14 protein-coding genes, 1 tRNA gene and 1 riboswitch are annotated in these 22,362 nt (G+C 53.7%); of the genes, 7 read left to right on the top strand and 8 right to left on the bottom strand.

Features of this window, described 5'->3' with window-relative positions:
• The first annotated feature begins 13 nt into the window (after positions 1–13).
• The 6 genes from PORUE0001_RS08850 (at position 14) to PORUE0001_RS08825 (ending at position 11,421) form a co-directional block, all read left to right on the top strand.
• Positions 14–2,035, top strand: a complete 2,022-nt coding sequence (locus tag PORUE0001_RS08850) for a toprim domain-containing protein (protein ID WP_007366078.1) — start codon at positions 14–16, stop codon at positions 2,033–2,035.
• 28 nt (positions 2,036–2,063) lie between these two features.
• Positions 2,064–2,528 carry a pantetheine-phosphate adenylyltransferase gene (coaD, locus tag PORUE0001_RS08845; RefSeq protein ID WP_007366103.1) on the top strand — a complete coding sequence of 155 codons (465 nt, stop codon included), beginning with the start codon at positions 2,064–2,066 and terminating at the stop codon, positions 2,526–2,528.
• A 24-nt stretch (positions 2,529–2,552) separates the two neighbouring features.
• Complete coding sequence (locus PORUE0001_RS08840; protein WP_007366080.1) at positions 2,553–3,923, top strand: UDP-N-acetylmuramoyl-tripeptide--D-alanyl-D-alanine ligase; 1,371 nt, start codon at positions 2,553–2,555, stop codon at positions 3,921–3,923.
• Complete coding sequence (gene rpoN, locus PORUE0001_RS08835; protein WP_007366109.1) at positions 3,917–5,395, top strand: RNA polymerase factor sigma-54; 1,479 nt, start codon at positions 3,917–3,919, stop codon at positions 5,393–5,395. Before PORUE0001_RS08840 ends, rpoN begins: the two co-directional genes overlap by 7 nt.
• 7 nt (positions 5,396–5,402) lie before the next feature.
• Complete coding sequence (locus PORUE0001_RS08830) at positions 5,403–8,039, top strand: DUF5686 family protein (RefSeq protein WP_007366086.1); 2,637 nt, start codon at positions 5,403–5,405, stop codon at positions 8,037–8,039.
• Positions 8,040–8,847: 808 nt separating this feature from the next.
• Positions 8,848–11,421 carry an adenosylcobalamin-dependent ribonucleoside-diphosphate reductase gene (locus PORUE0001_RS08825; RefSeq protein WP_007366097.1) on the top strand — a complete coding sequence of 858 codons (2,574 nt, stop codon included), beginning with the start codon at positions 8,848–8,850 and terminating at the stop codon, positions 11,419–11,421.
• Between the two features lie 95 nt (positions 11,422–11,516).
• Here the strand turns inward: PORUE0001_RS08825 and PORUE0001_RS08820 are convergent, their stop codons facing one another.
• The 8 genes from PORUE0001_RS08820 to PORUE0001_RS08785 all read right to left on the bottom strand — a co-directional run bounded on the left by PORUE0001_RS08820 (position 11,517) and on the right by PORUE0001_RS08785 (position 20,667).
• Complete coding sequence (locus PORUE0001_RS08820) at positions 11,517–11,915, bottom strand: OsmC family protein (protein ID WP_007366100.1); 399 nt, start codon at positions 11,913–11,915, stop codon at positions 11,517–11,519.
• Positions 11,916–11,954: 39 nt separating this feature from the next.
• On the bottom strand, positions 11,955–12,965 hold the full coding sequence (locus PORUE0001_RS08815; RefSeq protein ID WP_007366089.1) for a tetratricopeptide repeat protein: 1,011 nt from the start codon (positions 12,963–12,965) through the stop codon (positions 11,955–11,957).
• Between the two features lie 3 nt (positions 12,966–12,968).
• Positions 12,969–14,189 carry a class I SAM-dependent rRNA methyltransferase gene (locus PORUE0001_RS08810; RefSeq protein ID WP_007366082.1) on the bottom strand — a complete coding sequence of 407 codons (1,221 nt, stop codon included), beginning with the start codon at positions 14,187–14,189 and terminating at the stop codon, positions 12,969–12,971.
• A gap of 37 nt (positions 14,190–14,226) precedes the next feature.
• The gene (locus PORUE0001_RS08805; RefSeq protein WP_007366111.1) at positions 14,227–14,847 is read right to left on the bottom strand and encodes a 3'-5' exonuclease; all 621 of its coding nucleotides are present in this window, start codon (positions 14,845–14,847) and stop codon (positions 14,227–14,229) included.
• A 38-nt stretch (positions 14,848–14,885) separates the two neighbouring features.
• On the bottom strand, positions 14,886–15,434 hold the full coding sequence (locus tag PORUE0001_RS08800) for a DUF5063 domain-containing protein (RefSeq protein WP_007366079.1): 549 nt from the start codon (positions 15,432–15,434) through the stop codon (positions 14,886–14,888).
• A gap of 23 nt (positions 15,435–15,457) precedes the next feature.
• Positions 15,458–16,474, bottom strand: coding sequence for an aspartate-semialdehyde dehydrogenase (locus PORUE0001_RS08795; protein ID WP_007366107.1), 1,017 nt, complete (start codon positions 16,472–16,474; stop codon positions 15,458–15,460).
• Positions 16,475–16,711: 237 nt separating this feature from the next.
• Positions 16,712–16,895, top strand: a riboswitch (cobalamin riboswitch).
• A 1,155-nt stretch (positions 16,896–18,050) separates the two neighbouring features.
• Positions 18,051–18,124, bottom strand: a tRNA-Ala gene (locus tag PORUE0001_RS08790).
• Positions 18,125–18,246: 122 nt separating this feature from the next.
• Complete coding sequence (locus PORUE0001_RS08785; protein WP_007366105.1) at positions 18,247–20,667, bottom strand: TonB-dependent receptor; 2,421 nt, start codon at positions 20,665–20,667, stop codon at positions 18,247–18,249.
• A gap of 267 nt (positions 20,668–20,934) precedes the next feature.
• Between PORUE0001_RS08785 and gcvT the strand changes: the two genes are divergently transcribed.
• On the top strand, positions 20,935–22,026 hold the full coding sequence (gene gcvT, locus PORUE0001_RS08780) for a glycine cleavage system aminomethyltransferase GcvT (RefSeq protein ID WP_007366101.1): 1,092 nt from the start codon (positions 20,935–20,937) through the stop codon (positions 22,024–22,026).
• Positions 22,027–22,362: the final 336 nt, after the last annotated feature.

Here is a 22,362-nt window from a genome sequence, read left to right as displayed (position 1 = left end):
TACCCTCACCTCCATGCCGATACAAGAACCACTAAATAACCCAGACCAGCTATCCCCCAGCGCCGTAGCGGGGTACACCGAGGATGACTTTCGGACGCTCTCCTGGAGCGAGCATATCCGCAAGCGTCCTGGTATGTATATAGGTAAGCTCGGAGATGGTACGCAGGCGGACGACGGTATCTACATCCTTATCAAGGAGGTGATAGACAACTCGATCGATGAGTTTGTCATGGGTGTGGGTAGTGAGATACGCATCACGATAGACGGCGAGACAAACGAGGTGCAGATACGAGACTACGGTCGTGGCATACCACTCGGCAAGCTCGTTGATGCGACCTCTAAGATGAATACGGGTGCTAAGATCGACTCGCAAGCCTTCAAGAAGTCGGTCGGTCTGAACGGTGTCGGTCTCAAGGCGGTCAATGCGCTCTCCTCGACCTTTACCGTCCAGAGCTGGCGCGAGGGAGAGACCTCTTCCGTCACCTACGAGCGGGCTGAGATGATCGCTCATACACCAGCGGAGCCGTGGGAGGACAAGGAGGAGCACGGCACCTTGGTCGTCTTCACGCCAGACGCTGAGGTCTTTCGCAACTCGCACTACGACCTGCGCCATGTGGAGGCGCTCGTGCGCAACTACTGCTACCTCAACACGGGGCTGACACTCTACCTCAACGATAAGAAATATGTAAGCCGTCACGGGCTACAGGACTTCCTCTCAGACACCATCACGGGCGATCCGCTCTACCCGATCATACGTCTCACGGGACCCGACATAGAGGTCGCTATCACACACATTGAGCAGTACGGAGAGGAGTTTTACAGCTTTGTCAATGGTCAGTACACCACACAGGGAGGTACCCACTTGACAGCCTTTCGCGAGCAGGTGGCTCGTGTGATCAAGGAGTTTTCGGGCAAGGGCTTTGAGTATGGGGACATTCGCTCTGGCATGGCAGCAGCGATCAGCATTCGCATCATCGAGCCTGAGTTCGAGAGTCAGACGAAGATCAAGCTAGGCTCCAAAGAGATGGTGCCGCAAGACCCGATGTTTGAGCATGAACCACTGCGGGGTGTGACGGTACAGAAGTTTGTCGGTGACTTCCTCAAGGAGAAGCTCGACAACTACCTCCACATGCACCCCGAGATCTCCGAGGTGATGCTCCAGACGATCCAAGCCAACGAGCGAGAGCGCAAAGCGATGAGTGGCGTGACCAAGCTGGCGCGTGAGCGTGCTAAGAAGGCGAGCCTGCACAATAAGAAGCTGCGTGACTGCACCGAGCACTACAACGATCCGAAGGCTAAGAACCCAGAGCTGACCAGTATCTTTATCACGGAGGGTAACTCGGCTAGTGGATCGATCACGCAGAGCCGAGATGCGCGCTACCAAGCGGTCTTTAGCTTGCGAGGCAAACCGCTCAACAGCTACGGGCTGAGCAAGAAGGTGGTCTATGAGAACGAAGAGTTTAACCTCCTCCAGGCTGCGCTCAACATCGAGGACGGCCTCGACGGCTTGCGCTACAACCGTGTGATCATCGCTACCGATGCCGATGACGACGGTATGCACATACGACTCCTGACGCTAACCTTCTTCTTGCAGTTCTTCCCCGAGTTGGTGCGGCGTGGACACGTATATATATTGGAGACACCGCTCTATCGTGTCTCGCTCCCAGCCAAGCGCAAGAAGAGTATCACGGCACGTGTTGCCTCTGCGGGCAAGAAGAAGGGCGGCAAGAAGGTGACCATCGAGCCAGCGTCTGAGACGGAGACCTCAGCCTACTGCTACAGTGACCAGGAGCTCAATGCAGCTGTCGAGCGAATGGGAGCTTCGGCTCAGATCACCCGCTTCAAGGGTCTGGGCGAGATTAGCGCCAATGAGTTTAAGGAGCTGATCACGGAGGAAAACATCAAGCTCCGTCAGGTGTCGCTCCGCAAGGAGGACAATCTCAAGCGAATGCTCCACTTCTACATGGGCAAGAACACGCCCGACCGTCAAGACTTTATCATAGACAACCTAGTCATCGACGAGGAGATCGTCTAAGTCTCCCCAGCTAGCTTAGCAGACAGATATGAAGCGTATCGGATTCTTTGCGGGTTCCTTTGACCCCTTCACACTAGGGCATGCGGACATTGTGGCACGTGCTCTCAAGATTTTCGACGAGGTGGTCATAGGTATCGGCACGCACCCGACGAAAAAGCCATGCTTCACCGCCGAGCAACGAACTCTACAGATAGAGACCGTCTATGCGCAGGAGCCTCGTATCCGAGTAGTCAGCTATAGCGGCATGACCATCGAAGCGGCGAAGCAGTGTGGCGCACAGTTTCTCATACGTGGCGTACGCTCCACGAGCGACTTCGAGTACGAGCAGAGTATCTCCCAGATCAATGACCATCTAAACGGGCCTATGACCGTACTCCTCTTTGGAGCGCAAGGACTGCTCCACATCTCTAGCTCTATGGTACGGGAGCTCCTGAGCTGGGGGCTAGATGTATCTGACTACGTACCCAGTGGCATGCCTTTGACTTTTGACTAATTAGCTATCTCCTATCCTCTTACTATGCGACAATCAGCTGACATCAATCATATCTACGACCTACTCCTCCAGAGCGACGGTATCTGCACCGACACGAGACATCTGCGTCCTGACTCGCTCTTCGTATCGCTACGAGGAGCCCACTTCGATGGCAATCGCTTCGCTGCGGATGCGCTCAAGCAGGGCTGCAAGTACGCTCTCGTTGACGACCTTAGCTATATAGATGCGGTCGAGGAAGCCGACCTTCGGGAGAGACTCATCTACTACAAGGACGGAGGCTTTGAGGCGCTCCACGAGCTGGCGCTCCTACATAGGGCAAAGTCCGAGGCAACCTTCATAGCGATCACGGGGACCAATGGTAAGACGACTACCAAGGAGCTGGTCGCTGCGGTCTTGTCCGCCAAGTATCGGGTGCATGCTACGCAGGGGAACTACAACAACGAAATAGGCGTCCCGCTTACCCTGCTACAAGTTCGCCCCGAGCATCAGTTTGTCATCGTCGAGCTCGGTGCTTCACACATCGGAGACATCGCTTCGCTCTGCAAGCTGGCTCAGCCACAGTACGGCATCATTACGAATGTTGGGCGGGCTCATCTCTCAGGCTTTGGCACGCCCGAGGGAGTGGTCAAGGCTAAGAGCGAGCTGTACGCTTATCTGCGAGAGCATGACGGACAAGCCTTCTGCAATGGCGAGGACAAGACGCTCATCAGCAACCTCAATGGACTGCCCACGGTCTACTACAACGGCACCTCTTCGCCACGCATCACAGGCTCCGTACTCCCCACCGATGAGACTGGTCTGCTAAAGATAGAGTGGCGTGACCAGGAGACTGGCGAAAGCTACCAGCTAGCGACAAAGCTAGTCGGCGACTACAACCTCAACAACATACTCGCAGCCATCACCGTGGGACTACACTTCGGCTTAGATCCGAAGACGATCAATGAGGCCGTGACCAATTACCAGCCACACAATGAGCGGTCGCAAGTCCTTCCCCCGACAGCGCAAGGCAACCGCGTCATCCTCGACTGCTACAACGCCAACCCCTCTAGCATGGAGGTGGCGCTCAATAGCTACTTCACGATGGACTCGCAGGGGCTCAACCGCATGCTCATCCTCGGTGACATGAACGAGCTCGGCGATGCTGCCGAGAGCGAGCATATCACCGTCATCAGACAGATAAGGAGCTACCTCCTGCGCTACCCTAAGATGGTCACTTACTTCTGCGGGCCCAACTTCTTTGCTCTGCAGGGACACTATGGGAACGAACACTTCATCTTCTTCCCCTCAGCGACCGCTCTCAAGCAATACTTCACCAGACACCAACCGCAGCACAGCTTTATCCTGATCAAAGGCTCTAACTCGCACCACCTCTCGTCCATTGCGGAGCTATGCTAAAGAATCGCCAGCAACAGCAGCTAGAGCAGCGCCAGACCCTCACCGCCCGGCAGATACAGCAGATACAACTGCTGGAGCTACCTGTCACCGAGCTGGAGCAGCGCATCAGTGCTGAGATCGAGCGCAACCCCGCCCTCGAAGAGGCTTACACTGCTCGTGACGATTCCAATGAAAGCAACGCAACCAACGAGCAAGTCGACTCTTCCCTAAGCCAGTCCGACCAAGATCGGCTCGAAGCACGCAACGAGTTCGGCAATGACGACGAGATACCAGCTTATCGGCTGAGGATGATCGCCGAAAGAGAGCAGCAGCGCGAGGAGATACCCTTTGCCGCTCACGGACTCTCCCTCACGGACTACCTTGACAACCAACTCTCCACCCTAGAGCTCACCGAGCGGCAACAATTGCTCGTACCTTATATAGTAGGGAACCTCCGTGAGGACGGTTACCTAGACCGCTCGCTCCCGCTCATCGCTCAGGATCTGCTCCTCAAAGAGGGCATCGACGCCTCCGAGCAGGAGCTCGCCGAGCTACTTCAGATCATTCAGAGCTTAGATCCGCCAGGCGTAGGAGCTAGGACGCTACAAGAGTGCTTACTACTACAGCTACACCGCATGGAGCAGAGCGAGACTGTGGTCAATGCGGAGAAGATCGTCTCTAGCTACTTTGATGACTTTGCTTACAAACGGTTCGAGCGACTCACCAAGCGAGGCTTTGATCAAAAGCAACTTGAGGCCGTGTCGTCGCTCATTCACCAGCTCTCGCCCAAGCCAGGCAACGGCTTTGACTCCTCTGCAGAGACCCTCCTCTCGAAAGTCACACCCGACTTCATCATCACCGAGCATGAAGGCGAGCTCACCCTGACCCTCACCGATCAGCGCGAGATACCCGCCCTCACCGTGTCGCCAAGCTACAAGCAGATGATCGCCGACTACCGAGATGCCTCAACCAGCGAGCGAGCCAAGCTCAAGGAGACGATTCAGTACACCCGCGACCGAGTCAAGGACGCCGAGTGGTTCATCTCCGCTCTGCAGCAGCGTTACGACACCCTCCGCACGACCATGACCATCATCATGACGCTGCAGCGAGACTTCTTCCTCTCGGGCGACATCATAGACCTGCGCCCCATGATCCTCAAGGACGTTGCCGAGCTAGCCCGACTAGATATCAGCACCATCTCACGCGTCAGCAATAGCAAGTACGTACAGTGCCAGTGGGGCATCTACCCCGTCAAGTTCTTCTTTAGCGAAAGCATGCAGGCAAAGGACGGTAGCGATGTCTCCACCAAAGTGATCAAAGATTGCCTCAAGCAAATCATTGATGGGGAAGATCCACGCCAGCCGCTCACAGACGACCAACTCACGGAGGAGCTCTCACGCCAAGGCTACGACATAGCGCGCCGCACCACCGCCAAGTATCGACAGCAGCTCGGGCTCCCCACGGCTCGCCTGCGTCGCAAGCTGACTAAGTAACCCGCTCATGCCTGTCAAGCGTAGCTACCGTCTCCTGCTCTGGAGCTTCCTGTGCCTCCTCCCCACCTTGCTCCCCGCACAGATCATCAGGAGCACCACCATCACGGGCCTCCTATACGACCGAGAGACCGGAGAGCCGATCCCCTACGCCACCATCTCCACCGAAACCCTCCAGAGCGTCACGGGTACCGCCAGTAATGACAAAGGAGCCTTCACCATCAAGCTACAGCAAGAGCTCATCGCCACAGACTCCATCGCACTACAGATCAATTGTCTGGGCTACGAAGGTCGCACACTGCTCTTGGACAAATACCAGAATCACGAATTAGGTCGCATCCCCCTCTTCCGAAAAGAAACGGTCATGGAGACGATCATCGTCAAGCCCAAGAAAGAGCGCTACCGACGCAAGGGCAATCCTGCCGTAACCATCATGCGCCAGGTGATGCAGCACAAAGAGCGCAACCATCTATCCGCCCTGCCCGACTACTCCTACCAGCTCTACCAAAAGACCCTCCTCGCTCAGGGCGACATCACACGAGGCAAAGGCTACTGGGGCATCCCCAAGTGGCGCATGAAGAGCTTCGCAGACAGCTCTGCACTCGCCAGGACACCCATCCTCCCCTTCTCTCTACGTGAGCGACACATCGTCTACGCACAGCAAGGTGGGCACCCAGAGAACCCGCTACTTCTCGGCACACGACACTGTGGGGTCGAGCAGGTCGTTGACGAGGGACTGCTATCGAGCAATATAGATGCCCTCCTCGCTCCCGTAGACATCTACGACAACGATCTGCCACTCCTCTCCAAAGAGATCATAGGCCCCCTACACTCCCAGCTCGGCATCACCTTCTACAAGTACTATCTACGAGACACCATTCCAGACGCTTCGGGCAATCCCTGCTATCAGATACAGTTCGTACCGATTGAGTTGCGTGACGCAGGCTTTTCGGGTACGCTACTAGTAGACACCGTGGACTACAGCATCCACCGAGTAGAGATGCGCCTCCCCACCACCGCCAATGTCAACTGGGTAGACCGCCTAGAGATTACTATAGACTACACCCCGCAGAGCATCACACGACCAGACGGTCGGTCCGACACCCTATGGCTCCCCGAGCGACAGCGCCTCGATGCACTCTTTCGCGTATCCAAGCGACTAAACATCTCCGCCTTAGCTCGCGTCACCTCCATCTACAGCCACTATGCGACAGGCGCCACAGCGCTACGACCAGAGGTGCTCGACCCGCGTCTCCTCCTCCCCGCTGATACGCTCCAGCAACTCATGACACGCGTTATCGACGACTACGGTCTGGTCGTTCGCCCCGAGCCAATAGACTCCACCGAGCAGCGCGCCACACAGCTCGTCGACTATATCCTCCACGACCCTGGGTACAAGTTCTTTTCGCTATGCGCCAGGATAGCTTCCGTAGGCTTTATCCCGATACCTGCCGAGCCACTACACCGTGAGCGTGTCTATCTAGACATTGGTCCCCTAGAGACCCTCATCAGTGCCAACCTAATCGAGGGCGTACGGCTGCGACTTGGTGGTATGACCACGGCCAAACTGCACAACCAGCTCTTTGCCGAGGGATATGTCACCTATGGCTTTAAGGACAAAAAGTGGAAGTACTACGCTCGTCTCACCTACGCCACTAAGCCAAAAGAGCTACACCCCCACAGCTACCCACGAAACAACTTTGCGCTCTCCATACGCAACGACCTCTTCTTCCCTGGGGAGGAAAGCTACGGACTTTACAAAGATGGCATCGCCTCTATCTTTGGCACCTACACCATCACACGTCGCTACTACGGACTAGATATAGAGGCCTCGCACGAGATCGACTGGTTGCCTAGCCTCTACTCCCATATATGGGTCGACTACCAACGCCAGCGCCCCACAGGCACGCTCCACTACTATACGATCGATGACGAGGGCAAGCAATACGAAGTCCACGAACTACGACAGACCGAGATCGGAGCCTCACTCAGTTGGACGCCTGGACGCACGCCCTACTCAGGGCGCAAGCCTGGTAGCATCGTCTCGGCAGACATCTACAAGCCATCCTTCACAATCACTGGATCGGTCTACCCACGAGGCCTATGGGGCAACGACCAGACCCACGGTGCGCTCCATCTCGCCTACAGCCAGAGACTGTATCTCAGCATATTTGGCGCACTCGACATAACCCTCCAGAGTGGCATCGCTCTAGGCAATACCCCACAGTCACAGCTCTTCACGCCCTATGGCAATCGCGCCTGGCTACTCGTCCCCGATGCCTTCCAGACCATCCAGCCACTAGAGTTCATCGCCGACAAATACCTCGACTTCAAGTTCCTCTATCGTATGGAGGGCTTGCTCTTCAACCGGATCCCGCTCGTCAAGCGACTCGGACTGCGAGAGCTCGTCGGCATCCACGGCTACTGGGGCGACACGTCGCCACGGCACATCACCCCGCGACCTGGGCAGATCCTCCTCCCCACCTACGCCGAGCCAATGCGCAATGACCTACACCTCGAGTTCTCGGCAGGACTGAGCAACATCTTCAAGGTACTCTCCGTCCAATACTTCTACCGCATCACTGGCCAAGGCATCCCCCCGCTCCAGCGCCACTCCGTCCGCCTAGGCATCTCCGTCTCCTTCTGACCCTCCACTCAGCGCCTCTTAAACGACCGCTAAGTTCCCCTTAAGCAACCACTAAATGGTTGTTGAATAGTTCAGCAGTCCCCCCTCACTCGTGTCGCTTTCCCTAGCGTTGCTCCAGTTTCATACAGGTGAAAATCCAGTTTCATACGGGAGAAAATCCAGTTTCATGCCCATGAAAATCCATTTTCATCAGGAGGAAAAATATTTCACCCGCAAGACGACGCAATGATATAAACGTGTTCGTCGGAGCACGTCGAAGGAAATCAGACAATTCCTCGGTGGAGCTTTTTGATTCTCCAGCGAGGGACGAAAAAATTCTTCGGAACTTTGATTTCATTCTTCCGAACTTTCATTTCATTCTTCCGAACTTTTATTTCCCGTCTCCGTGGAGAATATTCGTTTTCCACCGAGCTATTGGGAAATTCTTAGGGAGAAAACGTTTTCATGTCCGAATCGGAGCGAGGAAGATCTAGAAGAAGAGCTCAAAAGAATCGCAACGAATAAGCGCCTTCCGCCCATCTAGTCAACCAAATAGACAAGCATCGGACTGTCTGACACTAGACTCAGTTTTCAAAACGGTAAACTTTCGATCATACAGCAAAAACAGAGAACACTAACTATAAGTGAGTTACGATTTTTTCTCGGACAACTTATCAACAATTGAATGTTTTCTAGTTGATTTATTTGCCCACGTCAATTATTGGTTGTAATATTGCAAACGAATTACGAGAAGCTCAGGATTATAATGACATCATGACAGAGCATCTCAACTAGACTTAATCTTGTAACCCTTCATATATCTATTCAAGTGAAGCAAAAGACATATTCCTTTGATGAGGCTTATCAAGCCACATTGGACTACTTCGGCGGTGATGAACTAGCCGCCAAGGTATGGGTGACCAAGTACGCCCTCAAGGACAGCTACGGCAATATCTATGAGCAGACCCCTCGCGACATGCACCAGCGCATAGCTCGGGAGCTGGTCCGCATAGAGCACAACTACCCCAACCCGCTCTCTGAGAGTGAGCTGATGGATCTGATGGATCACTTCCGCTACATCGTGCCTCAGGGTAGCCCGATGACTGGCATCGGCAATAACTACCAGATCGCATCGCTCTCAAACTGCTTCGTCATCGGCCTAGACGGTGAGCCCGACTCGTACGGTGGCATCATCCGCATTGATGAGGAGCAGGTACAGCTGATGAAGCGCCGTGGTGGCGTGGGACACGATCTCTCACACATACGTCCTAAGGGTTCGCCCGTCAAGAACTCAGCCCTCACCTCTACGGGCTTAGTACCCTTTATGGAGCGCTACTCCAACTCCACGCGTGAGGTGGCGCAAGATGGTCGTCGTGGTGCACTCATGCTCACGGTCTCGATCAATCACCCTGACAGCGAGTCCTTTATCGATGCTAAGATGACCGAGGGTAAGGTGACGGGTGCCAATGTGTCAGTACGCATCGACGATGCCTTCATGCAGGCGGTCGTAGAGGACAAAGAGTATCTGCAGACCTACCCCGTCCACTCTGCAGAGCCTAAGTTTACCCGCACCATTCAGGCGCGCCAGCTATGGGACAAGATCATCTACAATGCTTGGCGGAGTGCTGAGCCAGGGGTGCTCTTTTGGGACACGATCATCCGTGAGTCTGTGCCCGACTGCTACGCTGATCTAGGCTTCAAGACTATCTCGACCAATCCTTGCGGAGAGATACCTCTCTGTCCGTACGATAGTTGCCGTCTGCTGGCGATCAACCTGTATAGCTACGTGCGCAACCCCTTTACGGCAGAGGCTTCGTTTGACTTTGATCTCTTCCGTGAGCATGTTGCCAAGGCGCTCCGCATCATGGACGACATCATTGACCTAGAGGCGGAGAAGATCGATGCAATCCTCATGAAGATCGCCTCAGATACGGAGACCGAAGAGGTCAAAGCAGCTGAGCGTGAGCTGTGGCGCAAGATCAAGCGCAAGACCCTCCTCGGACGTCGTACAGGTGTCGGCATCACAGCCGAGGGTGATATGCTCGCTGCTATGGGTATGCGCTACGGCTCAGACGAGGCTATCAGCTTTGCAGAGGAGGTGCAGAAGACCCTTTGCCTATCAGCTTACGCTAGCTCAGTAGAGTTGGCTAAGGAGCGCGGAGCCTTTGACCTCTATGACACAGAGCGTGAGAAGGACAATCCTTTTATCCAGCGCATTGCCAAGGCTGATCCGAAGCTCTATGAGGAGATGAAGAAGTTCGGCCGTCGTAATATAGCGATGCTGACCATCGCTCCTACAGGGTCTACGAGCCTGATGACGCAGACTTCGTCAGGTATCGAGCCAGTCTTCATGCCAGTCTACAAACGCAGACGCAAGGTCAATCCTAACGACAAGAACGTCAAGGTGGACTACACGGACGAGACGGGCGACACCTTTGAGGAGTACACGGTCTACCACCACAACTTCCTCACCTGGATGAAGATCAACGGCTACGACCCCGAGAAGAACTACTCGCACGAAGAGCTACAGGAGCTGGTCGCTAAGTCGCCCTACCACAAGGCTACTGCCAACGATGTGGACTGGGTCGCTAAGGTCAAGATGCAGGGACGCATACAGCAATGGGTGGATCACAGCATTAGCGTGACGATCAACCTCCCCTCGGACATCTCTCAGGAGATGGTGGCTACGCTTTACATTGAGGCGTGGAAGGCTGGATGCAAGGGCTGTACCGTATACCGTGAGGGCTCTCGCTCAGGCGTGCTCATCTCGGAGGAGCAGCAGAAGAAAGAGAAGCAAGCGAAGGCTGAGCAAGAGGCAGCTGCGGAAATTCCCGTAGAGCCTACGACTATGCCTCAGGCTGTACACAAGCGTCCCAAGGTACTAGATGCTGACATCGTACGCTTTCAGAACAATAAGGAGAAGTGGATCGCCTTCGTCGGCTTGCTCGACGGTAAGCCTTACGAGGTCTTCACAGGTATCGCTGACGATGACGAGGGTATCATGCTTCCCAAGAGCGTGACGAAGGGTAAGATCATCCGTAGCTACGACGAGGACGGCACGAAGCACTATGACTTCCAGTTCCACAACAAGCGTGGCTTCAAGACTACGGTAGAGGGGCTAGACACGAAGTTCAACCCTGAGTACTGGAACTATGCGAAGCTCATCTCAGGCGTCCTACGCTACCAGATGCCGATAGATCAGGTCATCAACTTGGTCCAAGGCATGGAGCTCAACGATGAAAGTATCAACACCTGGAAGAACGGTGTGGCTCGTGCTCTCAAGAGCTACCTCCCTAGCGGTACAGCCGTAACTGCCGCCTGCTCTAACTGCGGACAGCACACGCTGGTCTATCAGGAGGGTTGCCTCATCTGCACCAACTGCGGCTCCTCAAAGTGTGGCTAGTCACAGATAAGCGCTAAACAACGGAAAACCCCACCATTGTACGGATACAATGGTGGGGTTTTTCTTTTGCTAGCAGGGGGTAAAACGTGCGCTCCTTACATTCGCTCGATGCGATGGGTGAAGGGGACTCCAGCACGGTGGAAGAGTCGTCCCACGGGGCAGACCTTTTCGGTCAGCTCAAGGCACTTCTCCAACTCCTGATCCGTGGCGGTCGTCTTGACCCGTAGCGTGTAGTCGATCGCTTCCATCTCGCCCTCCGTCGTTTTTGCCTCAAGATCTATCTCTAGATGCTCGATGGTGAGGCGCTTCTTCTCGGCCATCGTGGTGAAGATCGTCGCGATGCACCCATTGAGCGACATGGCGAGGAGCTCGAAGGCGGTAGGTCCCTGGGCCGTACCGCCAGAAGCGACGGGGAGGTCAACGGTTACGCTGTTTCCTCGTTGATTATCAATTTGCGAGAGATAAGCTCCCTGCTTGATTAGATGTGTTTTCATATTGTTTGTTCGTTTATTAAAGTGAGACTTCCTTAGGACTTAAAAGAGCATCTGCTCCTCAGCGACATACTCCGAGAGGGACTCGCGAAGCATCCCGATGTATCGTCCACTAGCGTCATAATGATGTCGATAGAGTAGCTGGGTGGCTAGAAAGACCCCGCTCTGCGCTGCCTGGCACAAGTAGCGGATAGCCTCGGTACGACGAGCGGGTTGCAGCGGATCTGTCAGGAGCATCCGCCCTACCTCATAGCACGCCTCGGGGATGCCGGCCTCAGCAGCTCGCTTCCACAAGGAGACGACACGAGAGCTGTAGCAGTCCCCATCTTGGTGATACCACAGCTTGCCGAGCAGGTAGCACGCTTCGGGCGCATCTTGCCTCAAGGCTACCGTGAGCCAGTACTCCACCCGCTCCATCTGAGCGAAGAGTCCATCCTGTGCGTAAGCTCTTGCGAGTGCTATCTGAGCCTCCACGAGCCCCGCCTCGGCAGCCGTCTCTAAGTGATAGAGATATTGCTCGTGACTACGCACTACGCCCAAGCCTCTCTGATACATTTGCGCTAAGAGGAGATGAGACTTCGGATGGCCTAGCTGAATCGCCATACGCAAGTAGTCGCTCGCCTCTCGGTAGTTCTTCCTTAGTCCCGTCTGCGGGCTCGTCAAGTGTAGTGCCAGAGCGTACAGATCCTCCACATTTCCCCGCAGGGCTACCCTCTGGCGCAGGTAGCGCCTCAGACAGTTTTGCGCAGTCCTGTCGGAGTGTGGCTGATAGAGCTTAACTAAGTAGTCTATCGCAGGGAGCGAGTCGTGACGAGCCGCACGATGTAGCCAGTGTAGCCCCTCTGTCTGCAGATACTTGAGATGATCGGTCGGAGCCTCTAGCTCTTTCTGCAGAAGACTGTAAAGCTTGCCCGATCGTCTCGTATCAACGACAAGGGTGAGCTGTTGCGTCATCAAGGCAAAGAGTTGCTCGCAGTCAATACCGCCAGCCACGGCACTGGTCGTCTGTGGCGAGAGTAGGTCTGAGCTAGACTCTTTGGACTTAGAGGGCATGGATCAAGAGACGTAGAGGAGCAATCCCTTGAGATACTCCCCCTCTGGGTAAAAGATGTTGATCGGATGACAGGGACTTTGCCCCAAACGCTTGAGGATACGCACCTCTCGCCCCGCCAGCGTGGCAGCCGTCATCACCGCTAGGGTAAACTCCTCCATCGTGACGGCCTGCGAGCAGCTAAAGGTGAAGAGCAGTCCACCATGGGCGATCGCTCTGAGGGCTGATTCGTTCAATCGGCGGTACCCTCCCAGACCTTGCTGCTTATGGTTGCGTTGCTTGACAAAAGCTGGTGGATCTAAGACGATCAGGTCGTAGGCTCCTGGCTCAATCGCAGAGAGATAGTCGAAAGCATCAGCCACGACTGCCTCGTGCCTCTGCAGCGTCTCTGGATCTGAAGAGAAGTTGATCGCCACACTCTCCTCGCAAAGTGAGATAGCTCGTGCAGAGCTGTCTATCGAGACGACGCGCTGAGCACCCCCTCCGAGAGCATAGACGGAGAAGCCCCCCGAGTAGCAGCAGATGTTGAGGACATTGCGCCCCCGAGCGTACGACTCGACAAGACGTCTGTTGTCACGCTGGTCTACGAAGAAGCCAGTCTTCTGTCCTCGCTCCCAGTCTGGCAGGAAACTGTAACCGTACTCCTGCACCGTCCGATCATACTCCGCCGAGGGCGCCTTGCCTAGGTAGCCATTCGGCATAATCCAGTCGCTAGGTGTCTGCGCTGGGAGCGTCTCAACAGACTTGTCGTAGACGTAGTGCACGCCTAGCTCTGGGAGCTCGCACAGCACCTCAGCGATCAACTGACGTAGCGGGTAGAGACTCAGCGCATGTATCTGTATCACAGCCACCTCTCGATAGATGTCGATGACCAGCCCTGGTATGAAGTCGCTCTCGCCATAGCATAGACGCCAGCAGTTTGTCGTTCGCCCGTCTTGGCTCTGGATGAGCGTCTTGCGAAGCTGCAGCGCTTGGCTCAGACGTGTGGTAAAAAAGGCACGCCACTCCCCTATCTCCTCCTCGCCAAAGGTCAGCATGCGGACGGCTATCGTACCGCCCTCGTAAACGCCTTGACCTAGTCGCTGAGAGCCATCATGATTAAGGATAGTCACTGTCGCGCCTAGCGGTATGCTCTCCTTGCTGCGCTGCAGTGCGCCTGAGAAGACCCATGGATGGTGTCTGAGGAGAGGCTCCTCACGATGAGGCTTGAGGTATAACTGATACATAGGAGTGGTGGTAGGTTGTAGCTCTTGTGGTAAAGTCCTAGGATGGTTGCTCGGGGCAGAGTCCGAAGTGGTGCAGTAGTGGCATCGGCTCCGACTCAAGACGATGATAGATGCGGAGACAAGCGTATGCGTCTAGTGCAGCGTAGCTTTGCTGCGCAGGCGTTAGCGTAGCCGCCTCCCAGTTGCTTAGCTGAGCACGCTTACTAATCTTCTCAGCGAAGAGTATCGCATAGATCTTTTGCAGACCCAAGTCGTGGATACCGTAGGCAGGTGTGAGACGCTGCAGGTCTACAAAGCCCTGTGGATGTAGCTCTGGCGAAAACCTCCTCAACTGTCTCCGATCCCCGCAAAGGTCTAGCCCCACCTTGAGTATGTCCTCACGCTCCAGTAGTCCCTGTAGGCGTGGCGGGATGCCTATCTTGTTAATCCTAAAGAGGTAGCAGCAACTCTCGCTCGACAGCTGAATAAGTGCTACCGACTGACGCTCATACTTCTTAAAGACAGGCTTAGACTCTGTGTCCATACCGATTATAGCACACTGCTCTAGAGCTGCTACGGCAGACTCCACTTGCGGGAGCGAGTCCACGACAACGATTTCACCTGTGAAGGTCGCTTTGGCTAGTTTGCCTATCTCCTCTTTAGTAATTGATGACAGCACGATTGTTTACTCTTTATATAATGTATGCTTCCTGTGGTTCAGCAGTCAGTATCTTCCTCTAGAGCTTCGCTATTCTTGTGATAGTGTAGCACGCGCAGGGCAGAGAGGAGCGCATCGCCTAGGTATGTGTCAAAAGCGTATTGCAGTATCGCGAGCGTCGCAATGAGTAGCTCGCCAGCATCCTCTCTAAGCACCAGCAATGGCGTACCCAGCTCACGGTAGATCAGTACCAAGAGCCGTGAGAGACGCTCAGGCTGTAGCTCGCCATCCTGCGTCACACCCACTGGGTAGTGGAGGAAGAGATCCAGTTCCTCCCCCAGTAGCGCACGCACCTGCTCCTCGTAGTAGCTCACCGTCTCATCCGAGATCATCTGCGTGTAGCCCGTGAGCCACTCCTCCAGCTCCTCCGTAGAGGTAGCTGGCATCTGCGATAAGTAGCTAAAGATCTCTGGCAAATAGCCGTAGGTACGCCTTACAAAGTCCGCACGACTATACTCAGACGCATGCTCTATGAGCGCGCAGTAGTCCTTGCACAGCGTGAGAAAGGCGACTAGCTCCTGCGGATTGCTCTCGCTCGTTTGCTCCATATGCACTCTAATGGATTAAGACTTTACTTAGCAAAAGCACCTTCCTGAATCAGGTACTCAGCAATCTGAATAGCATTAAGCGCAGCCCCCTTCATAATCTGGTCAGCCACGCACCAGAAAGTGACACAGCCTGGCTCGGCAAGGTCAGCCCTCAGACGTCCCACATAGACTGGCTCTTGCATAGAGCAATGTAGGGGCATCGGGTAGCTACGCTTGGCGGGATCGTCCATCAGGAGTAGCCCCTTCTGCTGCGACATCGCCTCGCGCACCGCCTCCACCGTGAGCGGCTCAGCACACTTCACCCAGATAGCCTCGCTGTGGGCACGCAGGACTGGGACACGCACGCAGGTGGCACTGACACGTATCTCATCGTTGTGCAGGATCTTGCAGGTCTCATTGTACATCTTCATCTCCTCCTTCGTATAGTCATTGTCCGTAAAGATGTCAATCTGCGGAATGAGATTATATAGGAGTTGATTGCCGAAAGCCTTCGTCTGCAGTGGCTTGCCCATCGCTTGGTCACGCACCTGCCCCTCCAGCTCAAGCATCGCATCATGACCCGCACCGCTCGCAGCTTGGTAGGTAGCCACATGCACACGCTCTATCGGACTCAGCGCATGAATTGGAGCCAGCGCCACGATCATCTGGATCGTGCTGCAGTTCGGGTTAGCAATGATTCTCTTAGCTGGGTGTAGCGCATCAGCGCCGTTGACCTCGGGCACAACCAGAGGCACATCGGGATCCATACGGAAGGCACTCGAATTGTCGATCATCAGAGCGCCATGCTTCGTGATCGTGCTGGCGAAGTCTAGTGCCGTCTGTCCACCAGCAGAGACGAAGGCGATGTCAATATCCTTGAAGTCATCGTTTTGAGCTAGGAGCTTTATCTTGTACTCCTTACCTCGGAAAGTGATCTCACTGCCCGCACTGCGAGACGAGCCAAAGAGTCTCAGCTCATCAATTGGGAAGTCACGGTGCTCCAAAAGACGGAGGAACTCACGCCCCACGGCCCCACTGGCACCTACTATAGCTATCTTCATATTATTATCGTTCTGTAGAGTTAGAATTGAGGTCTATACGACCGTAAGCTCAGAGAGTTGTCTCCAGCTCCAATGCAAAAGTACCCAATCTACCGCAATCGGCAAAAAGTTTTCCCCGCACCACACATCCCCTCGAGGATAGAGTTTCATTTTTCGCAAAAAAGGCAAGTCGACGCTTTGATATTTTGGAAAGTTGTCGTACCTTTGTGGTGGCTTTGTGCTGAGAGCACTTTCTTCACCCTCGAGTAGGGTCTCGGAGTCCTCAAGGCTTAAAAGGGAATCAGGTGAAATTCCTGAACAGTCCCGCTGCTGTAATCCTCGCAAAGCAGGCATCATAACCACTGCACCTTGTATAATTGGTGTGGGAAGGGATGTCTGTATGAGGTAAGTCAGAAGACCTGCAAGGCTTGAAGCGCTACGAGGTATAGCATAAGGAAATAATCGTCGACTTTCAGATCCTAGTCTGAGACTCCTATTCCCCCAGCTGTACGCTCCTCGCTACTCCTAGTCGAGCGCGACGGGAGATGTATGTTACAATGCGAGCGATGCATCTAGGCATCACACCACGATGCGTAGTATGTGGGACATCTTGAGTGCCTACCAGCTTTCTCGACGAGAAGTAGCTGTGACACAATCTTCCGAGTCAAAAAGCTTTGGTCACAGCAATGCACCTAGGAGACTCTTTGGATGCCCATACGAGACTAGATAGGAGGACATTTACTTTAAAATAGGGGAACGTTTTCGATAAAGTGATTGAGCAATGTCTTGCTACTACGATCTCTATGAGTACCATAAAGGTATGCGTGCTACTATAGCACCCGTGCCATACGAGATCTATTAGGCGTCTGATCGTCACTACAAGGGGAAGCATACAGCAGGCTCTCGTCTATGCCACTGTCCCTAATATCACACTACACTAGTGCGTGCGAACTAGATCAGTCTGTGTCACCGCAGACTCTGCGCAGAGCGACCACTGTACATACTTATCACTTGAGGAGCAGCTGTAGGTTCTAGTCAGTCTACCCAAGACTAGGAGATAGACAAATAGATCCTCTTGCCACCCCGAGCAAATCATGATGCGAGTCCTACGGTGAGGCCACAACCTCACACCGTAAAGCTAAGAGGATCCGCTACGAAGAGACAGGTATGGTGCGTACCACTGGTCATAGGTTAAGTGTGTGTTGAAAAAGGCCAGCCACTACCACCCTACTCTCCTTATAGGAGCGTCTCACGTAGCCCACATCTCTCTTCAGATGAGCATCGTGGTCACTGTTCCGCTCTAGGAGAGTTCCGTTGACCAGTTCAATGGACTCTAGGGAAGTCGCCACAAAGCGTACTACCCCGCTAGAAGCTATACCTCACACCACGTGACAGTATAGCAAGCCAAGAGCTTTCGAATAGTTGAAGTCCACACGCAGTACGCTGAGTACGTGTCGTGTGGACTTCTCTTTTTTATGTAAGTATGGCTTTCAATCTGCAAGTCTCCATTGACAAAGGCAACGAACCGCACTTTCACAGCGCTCTATCACCATAAACAAAAAGGATGATACCGTAACCCAGTACCATCCTCCCGTAGTGGAGCATATCGGACTTGAACCGATCACCTCGACACTGCCAGTGTCGCGCTCTAGCCAGATGAGCTAATGCCCCAAGAGTCCGAAAGCAAGACCTCTCCCCCTATCAGGGTGTCTCACGAACTACTGCAAAGGTAATGAAAACTTTCCACTTAGCCGACCACGAGATTTCACAAAGCAGCTGACCGCCTCCCCTCGTTATCTCACAGAAAAAAAGAGCTTGTAAGTGACCATCGGCATAAAGCCCTGCGTGTACATCGTCGAGTACTCACCCTTATCGAAGAGGAGAGACATGACATTCTTACGGTTTGTCACATTCTGCAGATCCACAGCCCACTCCTGGGTGATGCGCTGACCTATCTGACGAGCGCCTATCTTTAAGTCTGCTCGGAGGTAATCCTTGGCTTGACGAGCATTGACCTGTGTTTTGTCAAGCTCTATGCGACCGCTCTGCTTATACAGATCTTCTCGTATCGGGGTGTAGCGGATGCCCCCCGCATAGGAGGCCTTGAGATCGGTAAAGAGCGCCCAGTGCTTCGGCAACTTCCACTCATATCCACCCGTTAGATTGACAAGGTATCGACCATCGAAGACCGTACTCCACCACTCTTTCTGAAATCCTGTCGTATAGGTCGAACTGTAGAGCGAAGCGTTGAAGAGAAGGTAGTAGTTATTGCTATAAAACTTCTCCACCGTAAGCTCTACGCCGTAGTTTCTACCACGTCCTTTATTGACTAGATCACTCTGACGCTCTATGTAGTTTTGTCCAGCGCCCCCTATCTCTAGGAGCGTCCATATAGAGTTTGGATCATTGACCACAGGCACTTTGTATAGCTCCTGATAGTATCCCTCTATCTTAGCATGCCAGTTGGGCGCAAAAGCCCAGTCATAGTAAAGATCCACCTGCGCACTACGTGTGAAGTCAACCCGCTTATTACGATATTCGATACCCTGCGGTCCATAGTAACGGATGAAGTAGAAGGAGCGAGGGAGCATCTGACTATACAGTCCCGCAGCAAGACCGATCGTGTGAGAGCGAGCTGGCTGATACTGCACACCCATACGGGGCTCGATAGCATAGTGATCATTGATCGTAAGGCACATACTATGTAGTCCCGCTGTAGCTGTCCAGTAGTCTCCTAGGCGCTGACGGTACTGTCCATAGGCTCGGATCAAGCCATAGAGTGGGCTCTCCTCAGCAATTGTCCGCACACCTTGAGCAAACGTACCATCAGCCGCCTGCTCCAAGTAGTGCGCATCAAAAAGATCGCCTCGGACTCCCGCCACGAGCAAGCCCTCCCGAGTAGGATGCCATGTAAGATCAGAGTGTAGGGTCCACCTATTCTCCTGTGCCATCTCCGACCACAAGAGATGCCACTGTGGAGACTGCTTGTATCCTCTCAGGTCCATCGTATCAACAGGCACGCTCGTATCAGAGCGAACGAAGGAGAGCTGCGTACGGAGTGACGTATGGGAAGAAAACTGGACACTGTGTGTCAGCCCTGCTATGTAGGCTGTCGCATTGACCGCTATGCGCTGTGCGTAGGATAGCTTACTAAAGTCATAGTCGGCATATTCAAAACTGTCTCCCAGCTCGTTTGTGGCAAAGTGTATGTGACTCTTGCTAAATAGTCCGACGAAAGAGAGCGTATGCCCCTGTCCTAGGTCAAAGTGAAGCTTCGTCGTGAAGTCTTGATAGCGTGGCACCACTGGCATCTTAAAGCCTAGAGCATGCATGATGTCAGGAACGGAGTAGCGATAAGAAGCAAGGTAAGACGATTGACTCCCCTTGCGCAGGTAGCCCTCAGCCCCTAACTCTAGCCCCCCGAAGCCTGACTGTAGCCAGAACTCATGTCGCTCGAGATTGCCACGACGTAGACGCAAGTCAAAGATACCCGAGAGCGCATTGCCATAAGGAGCTGGCCAAGCACTCAGGTGAAAGTCCGAGTTCGTCAGCAGATTAGTGTTGAGATAGCTCACCTGACCTCCAGTCATACCGACACCTGTATTGAAGTGATTGGGATTGCTAATCTCGATACCATCTAGGATCCACTGCACCCCAGAGGGCGAATTACCTCGTATGATGATATCGTTGCGAGAGTCGTTGACCGGCATGATACCAGCGAAGCTACGCACCATACGAGCTGGATCTCCTAGAGAAGCAGCAAAGCGATACGCCTCATCGACGCTAAAGCTACGCGCTCCAGCTAGGCTAAGCCTATTCGTAGGAGTACTCTTGTCATACGGAGCTGTCACAACCACAGCATCGAGCTTGGTATCTGACGGAGTCAAGGTTATATGCAGCACGCTCTGCTTGCCTGCGACAACGAGGAGATCTACCTCCTGAGACTCATAACCTACACAACTAATCTGCAGAGAGCTACGCCCTACAGGTAGCCGTAGAGAGAACTTCTGATCCGAGCCCGTCGTTGTCCCTACGAGTGGATCACTACCGACTAATATGATCGAAGCTCCAACGATCGTGTCGTCAGGAACTGCGGAGATGACCTCTCCGCGCACCTCTTGTGTAAAGGGCTCCTGAGCATTCAACCGAGCATTTAGATAAGCGGTAAATGCAAGGGTAATGATAAGTAAGACGAGCTTAGTAAGATGTCTCATACGAGTTTGAGAAGATTGGTTTCACTCGCAAAAGTACTCCAAAGATGTTAACAACGTGTGACACATACACCTCAGAAGTCTCTATTCCTCTGTCGTATAAGCCACAACCTCGGAAGGGTATAAGTGTAGAGCACCACACATTTTGAGTGCTTTCTGCCAGGTTGTTTTTTACTTCTAAAAGGTTAGTATCTCCATTTTCACTATCTTTGGGGAACGAACGAGCTTAGCTCACTTTTAATACAGATCAATCAATAACATCATACCATTATGAAGACTACTCCATTTACAGAGCGACACATAGCACTGGGTGCTAAGATGCACGACTTCGCAGGCTACAATATGCCTATCGAGTACCCTACGGGGATCCTTGAGGAGCATATGAATGTGATCAACGGCGTCGGCGTCTTTGACGTGTCACACATGGGAGAGTTTTGGGTCAAGGGACCGAAGGCTCTCGAATTCCTACAGAAAGTATCAAGCAACGATGCCTCCAAGCTGGAGGTGGGTCAGATACAGTACAGCTGCTTCACGACGGAGCAGGGCACACTGCTAGACGACTTCCTCGTATATCGCTACGAGGAGGACAAGTACATGCTCGTACCCAACGCTGCCAACGTGGTCAAGGACTGGGCGTGGTGCCTCAAGCAAAACGATATGGGCGCTGACCTAGAGGATGGCTCTGCCAAGGTCGGACAGCTAGCCGTACAGGGACCCAAGGCAACACAAGTCCTACAGCGTCTGACGGACATCAATCTACTCGACATCCCTTACTACCACTTTAAGGTAGGCACCTTCGCAGACTGCCCTAACGTGATCATCTCTAATACGGGCTACACGGGTTGCGGAGGCTTCGAGCTTTACTTCTTTCCTCAGTATGCCGACAAGATATGGGACGCTATCTTTGAGGCTGGCAAGCCCGAGGGCATCATGCCAGCTGGTCTGGGTGCACGCGATACGCTCCGTCTGGAGGCTGGTTTCTGCCTCTACGGCAATGATATCGACGATCAGCACACAGCACTAGAGAGTGGCCTAGGCTGGATCACCAAGCTTACGGACAATAAGCCCGCTCTCGTGGGTCGTGAGGCGCTACTCAAGCAGAAGGCTGAGGGCGTAACACGCAAGCTCGTTGCCTTTGAGATGGTCGACAAGGGCATCCCCCGTCAGCACTACGACATAGTCAACGAGGCTGGTGAGAAGATCGGCGTCGTCACCTCTGGTACTATGTCTCCCGCACTCAAGGTTGGCATCGGTATGGGCTACGTCTCTACGGAGTACAGCAAGATAGACAGCAAGATCTACATCGCCGTCCGCAAGCGTAACCTCGAGGCTAAGGTGGTCAAGCCCCCTTTCCGCAAGTAATCACATGCTGCGCTAAGCTACAAGCAGCACGCTAAACAAAGCCCTCCACTGAGCAACTCACCCTCACTCGTGGAGGGCTTTGACAATACAACCTACTCTCCTACCAATTCGCTAATCCATCCGATGAAGGCATCAGATACTTCCATTTTTAACGCTCTTAGTCCTGACACCTCTCTATTCTTTATACCTCCTTACCAGAGAGCTTACTCCTGGGAGAAGGAGCAGATATATCGTTTCTTCGATGATGTCATGAGACTAGTTCGCTCCGAGCTAGACCCCAAGGCAGAAAGATAAGCAAGAACACTTCTTCGGGACTCTCGTCTACAAGTCAGAGCC

This window comes from Porphyromonas uenonis 60-3 (assembly GCF_000174775.1).
Taxonomy (GTDB): Bacteria; Bacteroidota; Bacteroidia; order Bacteroidales; family Porphyromonadaceae; genus Porphyromonas; species Porphyromonas uenonis_A.
Note: the sequence above shows the minus strand (reverse complement) of the source record. Positions and strands in the feature narration are given on the sequence as shown.

Coding starts and splice junctions, on each gene's coding strand:
- coaD (WP_007366103.1), top strand. CDS start 2,064: ATGAAGCGTATCGGATTCTTTGCGGGTTCCTTTGACCCCTTCACACTA.
- PORUE0001_RS08820 (WP_007366100.1), bottom strand. CDS start 11,915: ATGAAAACACATCTAATCAAGCAGGGAGCTTATCTCTCGCAAATTGAT.
- PORUE0001_RS08785 (WP_007366105.1), bottom strand. CDS start 20,667: ATGAGACATCTTACTAAGCTCGTCTTACTTATCATTACCCTTGCATTT.
- PORUE0001_RS08850 (WP_007366078.1), top strand. CDS start 14: ATGCCGATACAAGAACCACTAAATAACCCAGACCAGCTATCCCCCAGC.
- PORUE0001_RS08795 (WP_007366107.1), bottom strand. CDS start 16,474: ATGAAGATAGCTATAGTAGGTGCCAGTGGGGCCGTGGGGCGTGAGTTC.
- rpoN (WP_007366109.1), top strand. CDS start 3,917: ATGCTAAAGAATCGCCAGCAACAGCAGCTAGAGCAGCGCCAGACCCTC.
- gcvT (WP_007366101.1), top strand. CDS start 20,935: ATGAAGACTACTCCATTTACAGAGCGACACATAGCACTGGGTGCTAAG.
- PORUE0001_RS08840 (WP_007366080.1), top strand. CDS start 2,553: ATGCGACAATCAGCTGACATCAATCATATCTACGACCTACTCCTCCAG.
- PORUE0001_RS08815 (WP_007366089.1), bottom strand. CDS start 12,965: ATGCCCTCTAAGTCCAAAGAGTCTAGCTCAGACCTACTCTCGCCACAG.
- PORUE0001_RS08810 (WP_007366082.1), bottom strand. CDS start 14,189: ATGTATCAGTTATACCTCAAGCCTCATCGTGAGGAGCCTCTCCTCAGA.
- PORUE0001_RS08800 (WP_007366079.1), bottom strand. CDS start 15,434: ATGGAGCAAACGAGCGAGAGCAATCCGCAGGAGCTAGTCGCCTTTCTC.
- PORUE0001_RS08830 (WP_007366086.1), top strand. CDS start 5,403: ATGCCTGTCAAGCGTAGCTACCGTCTCCTGCTCTGGAGCTTCCTGTGC.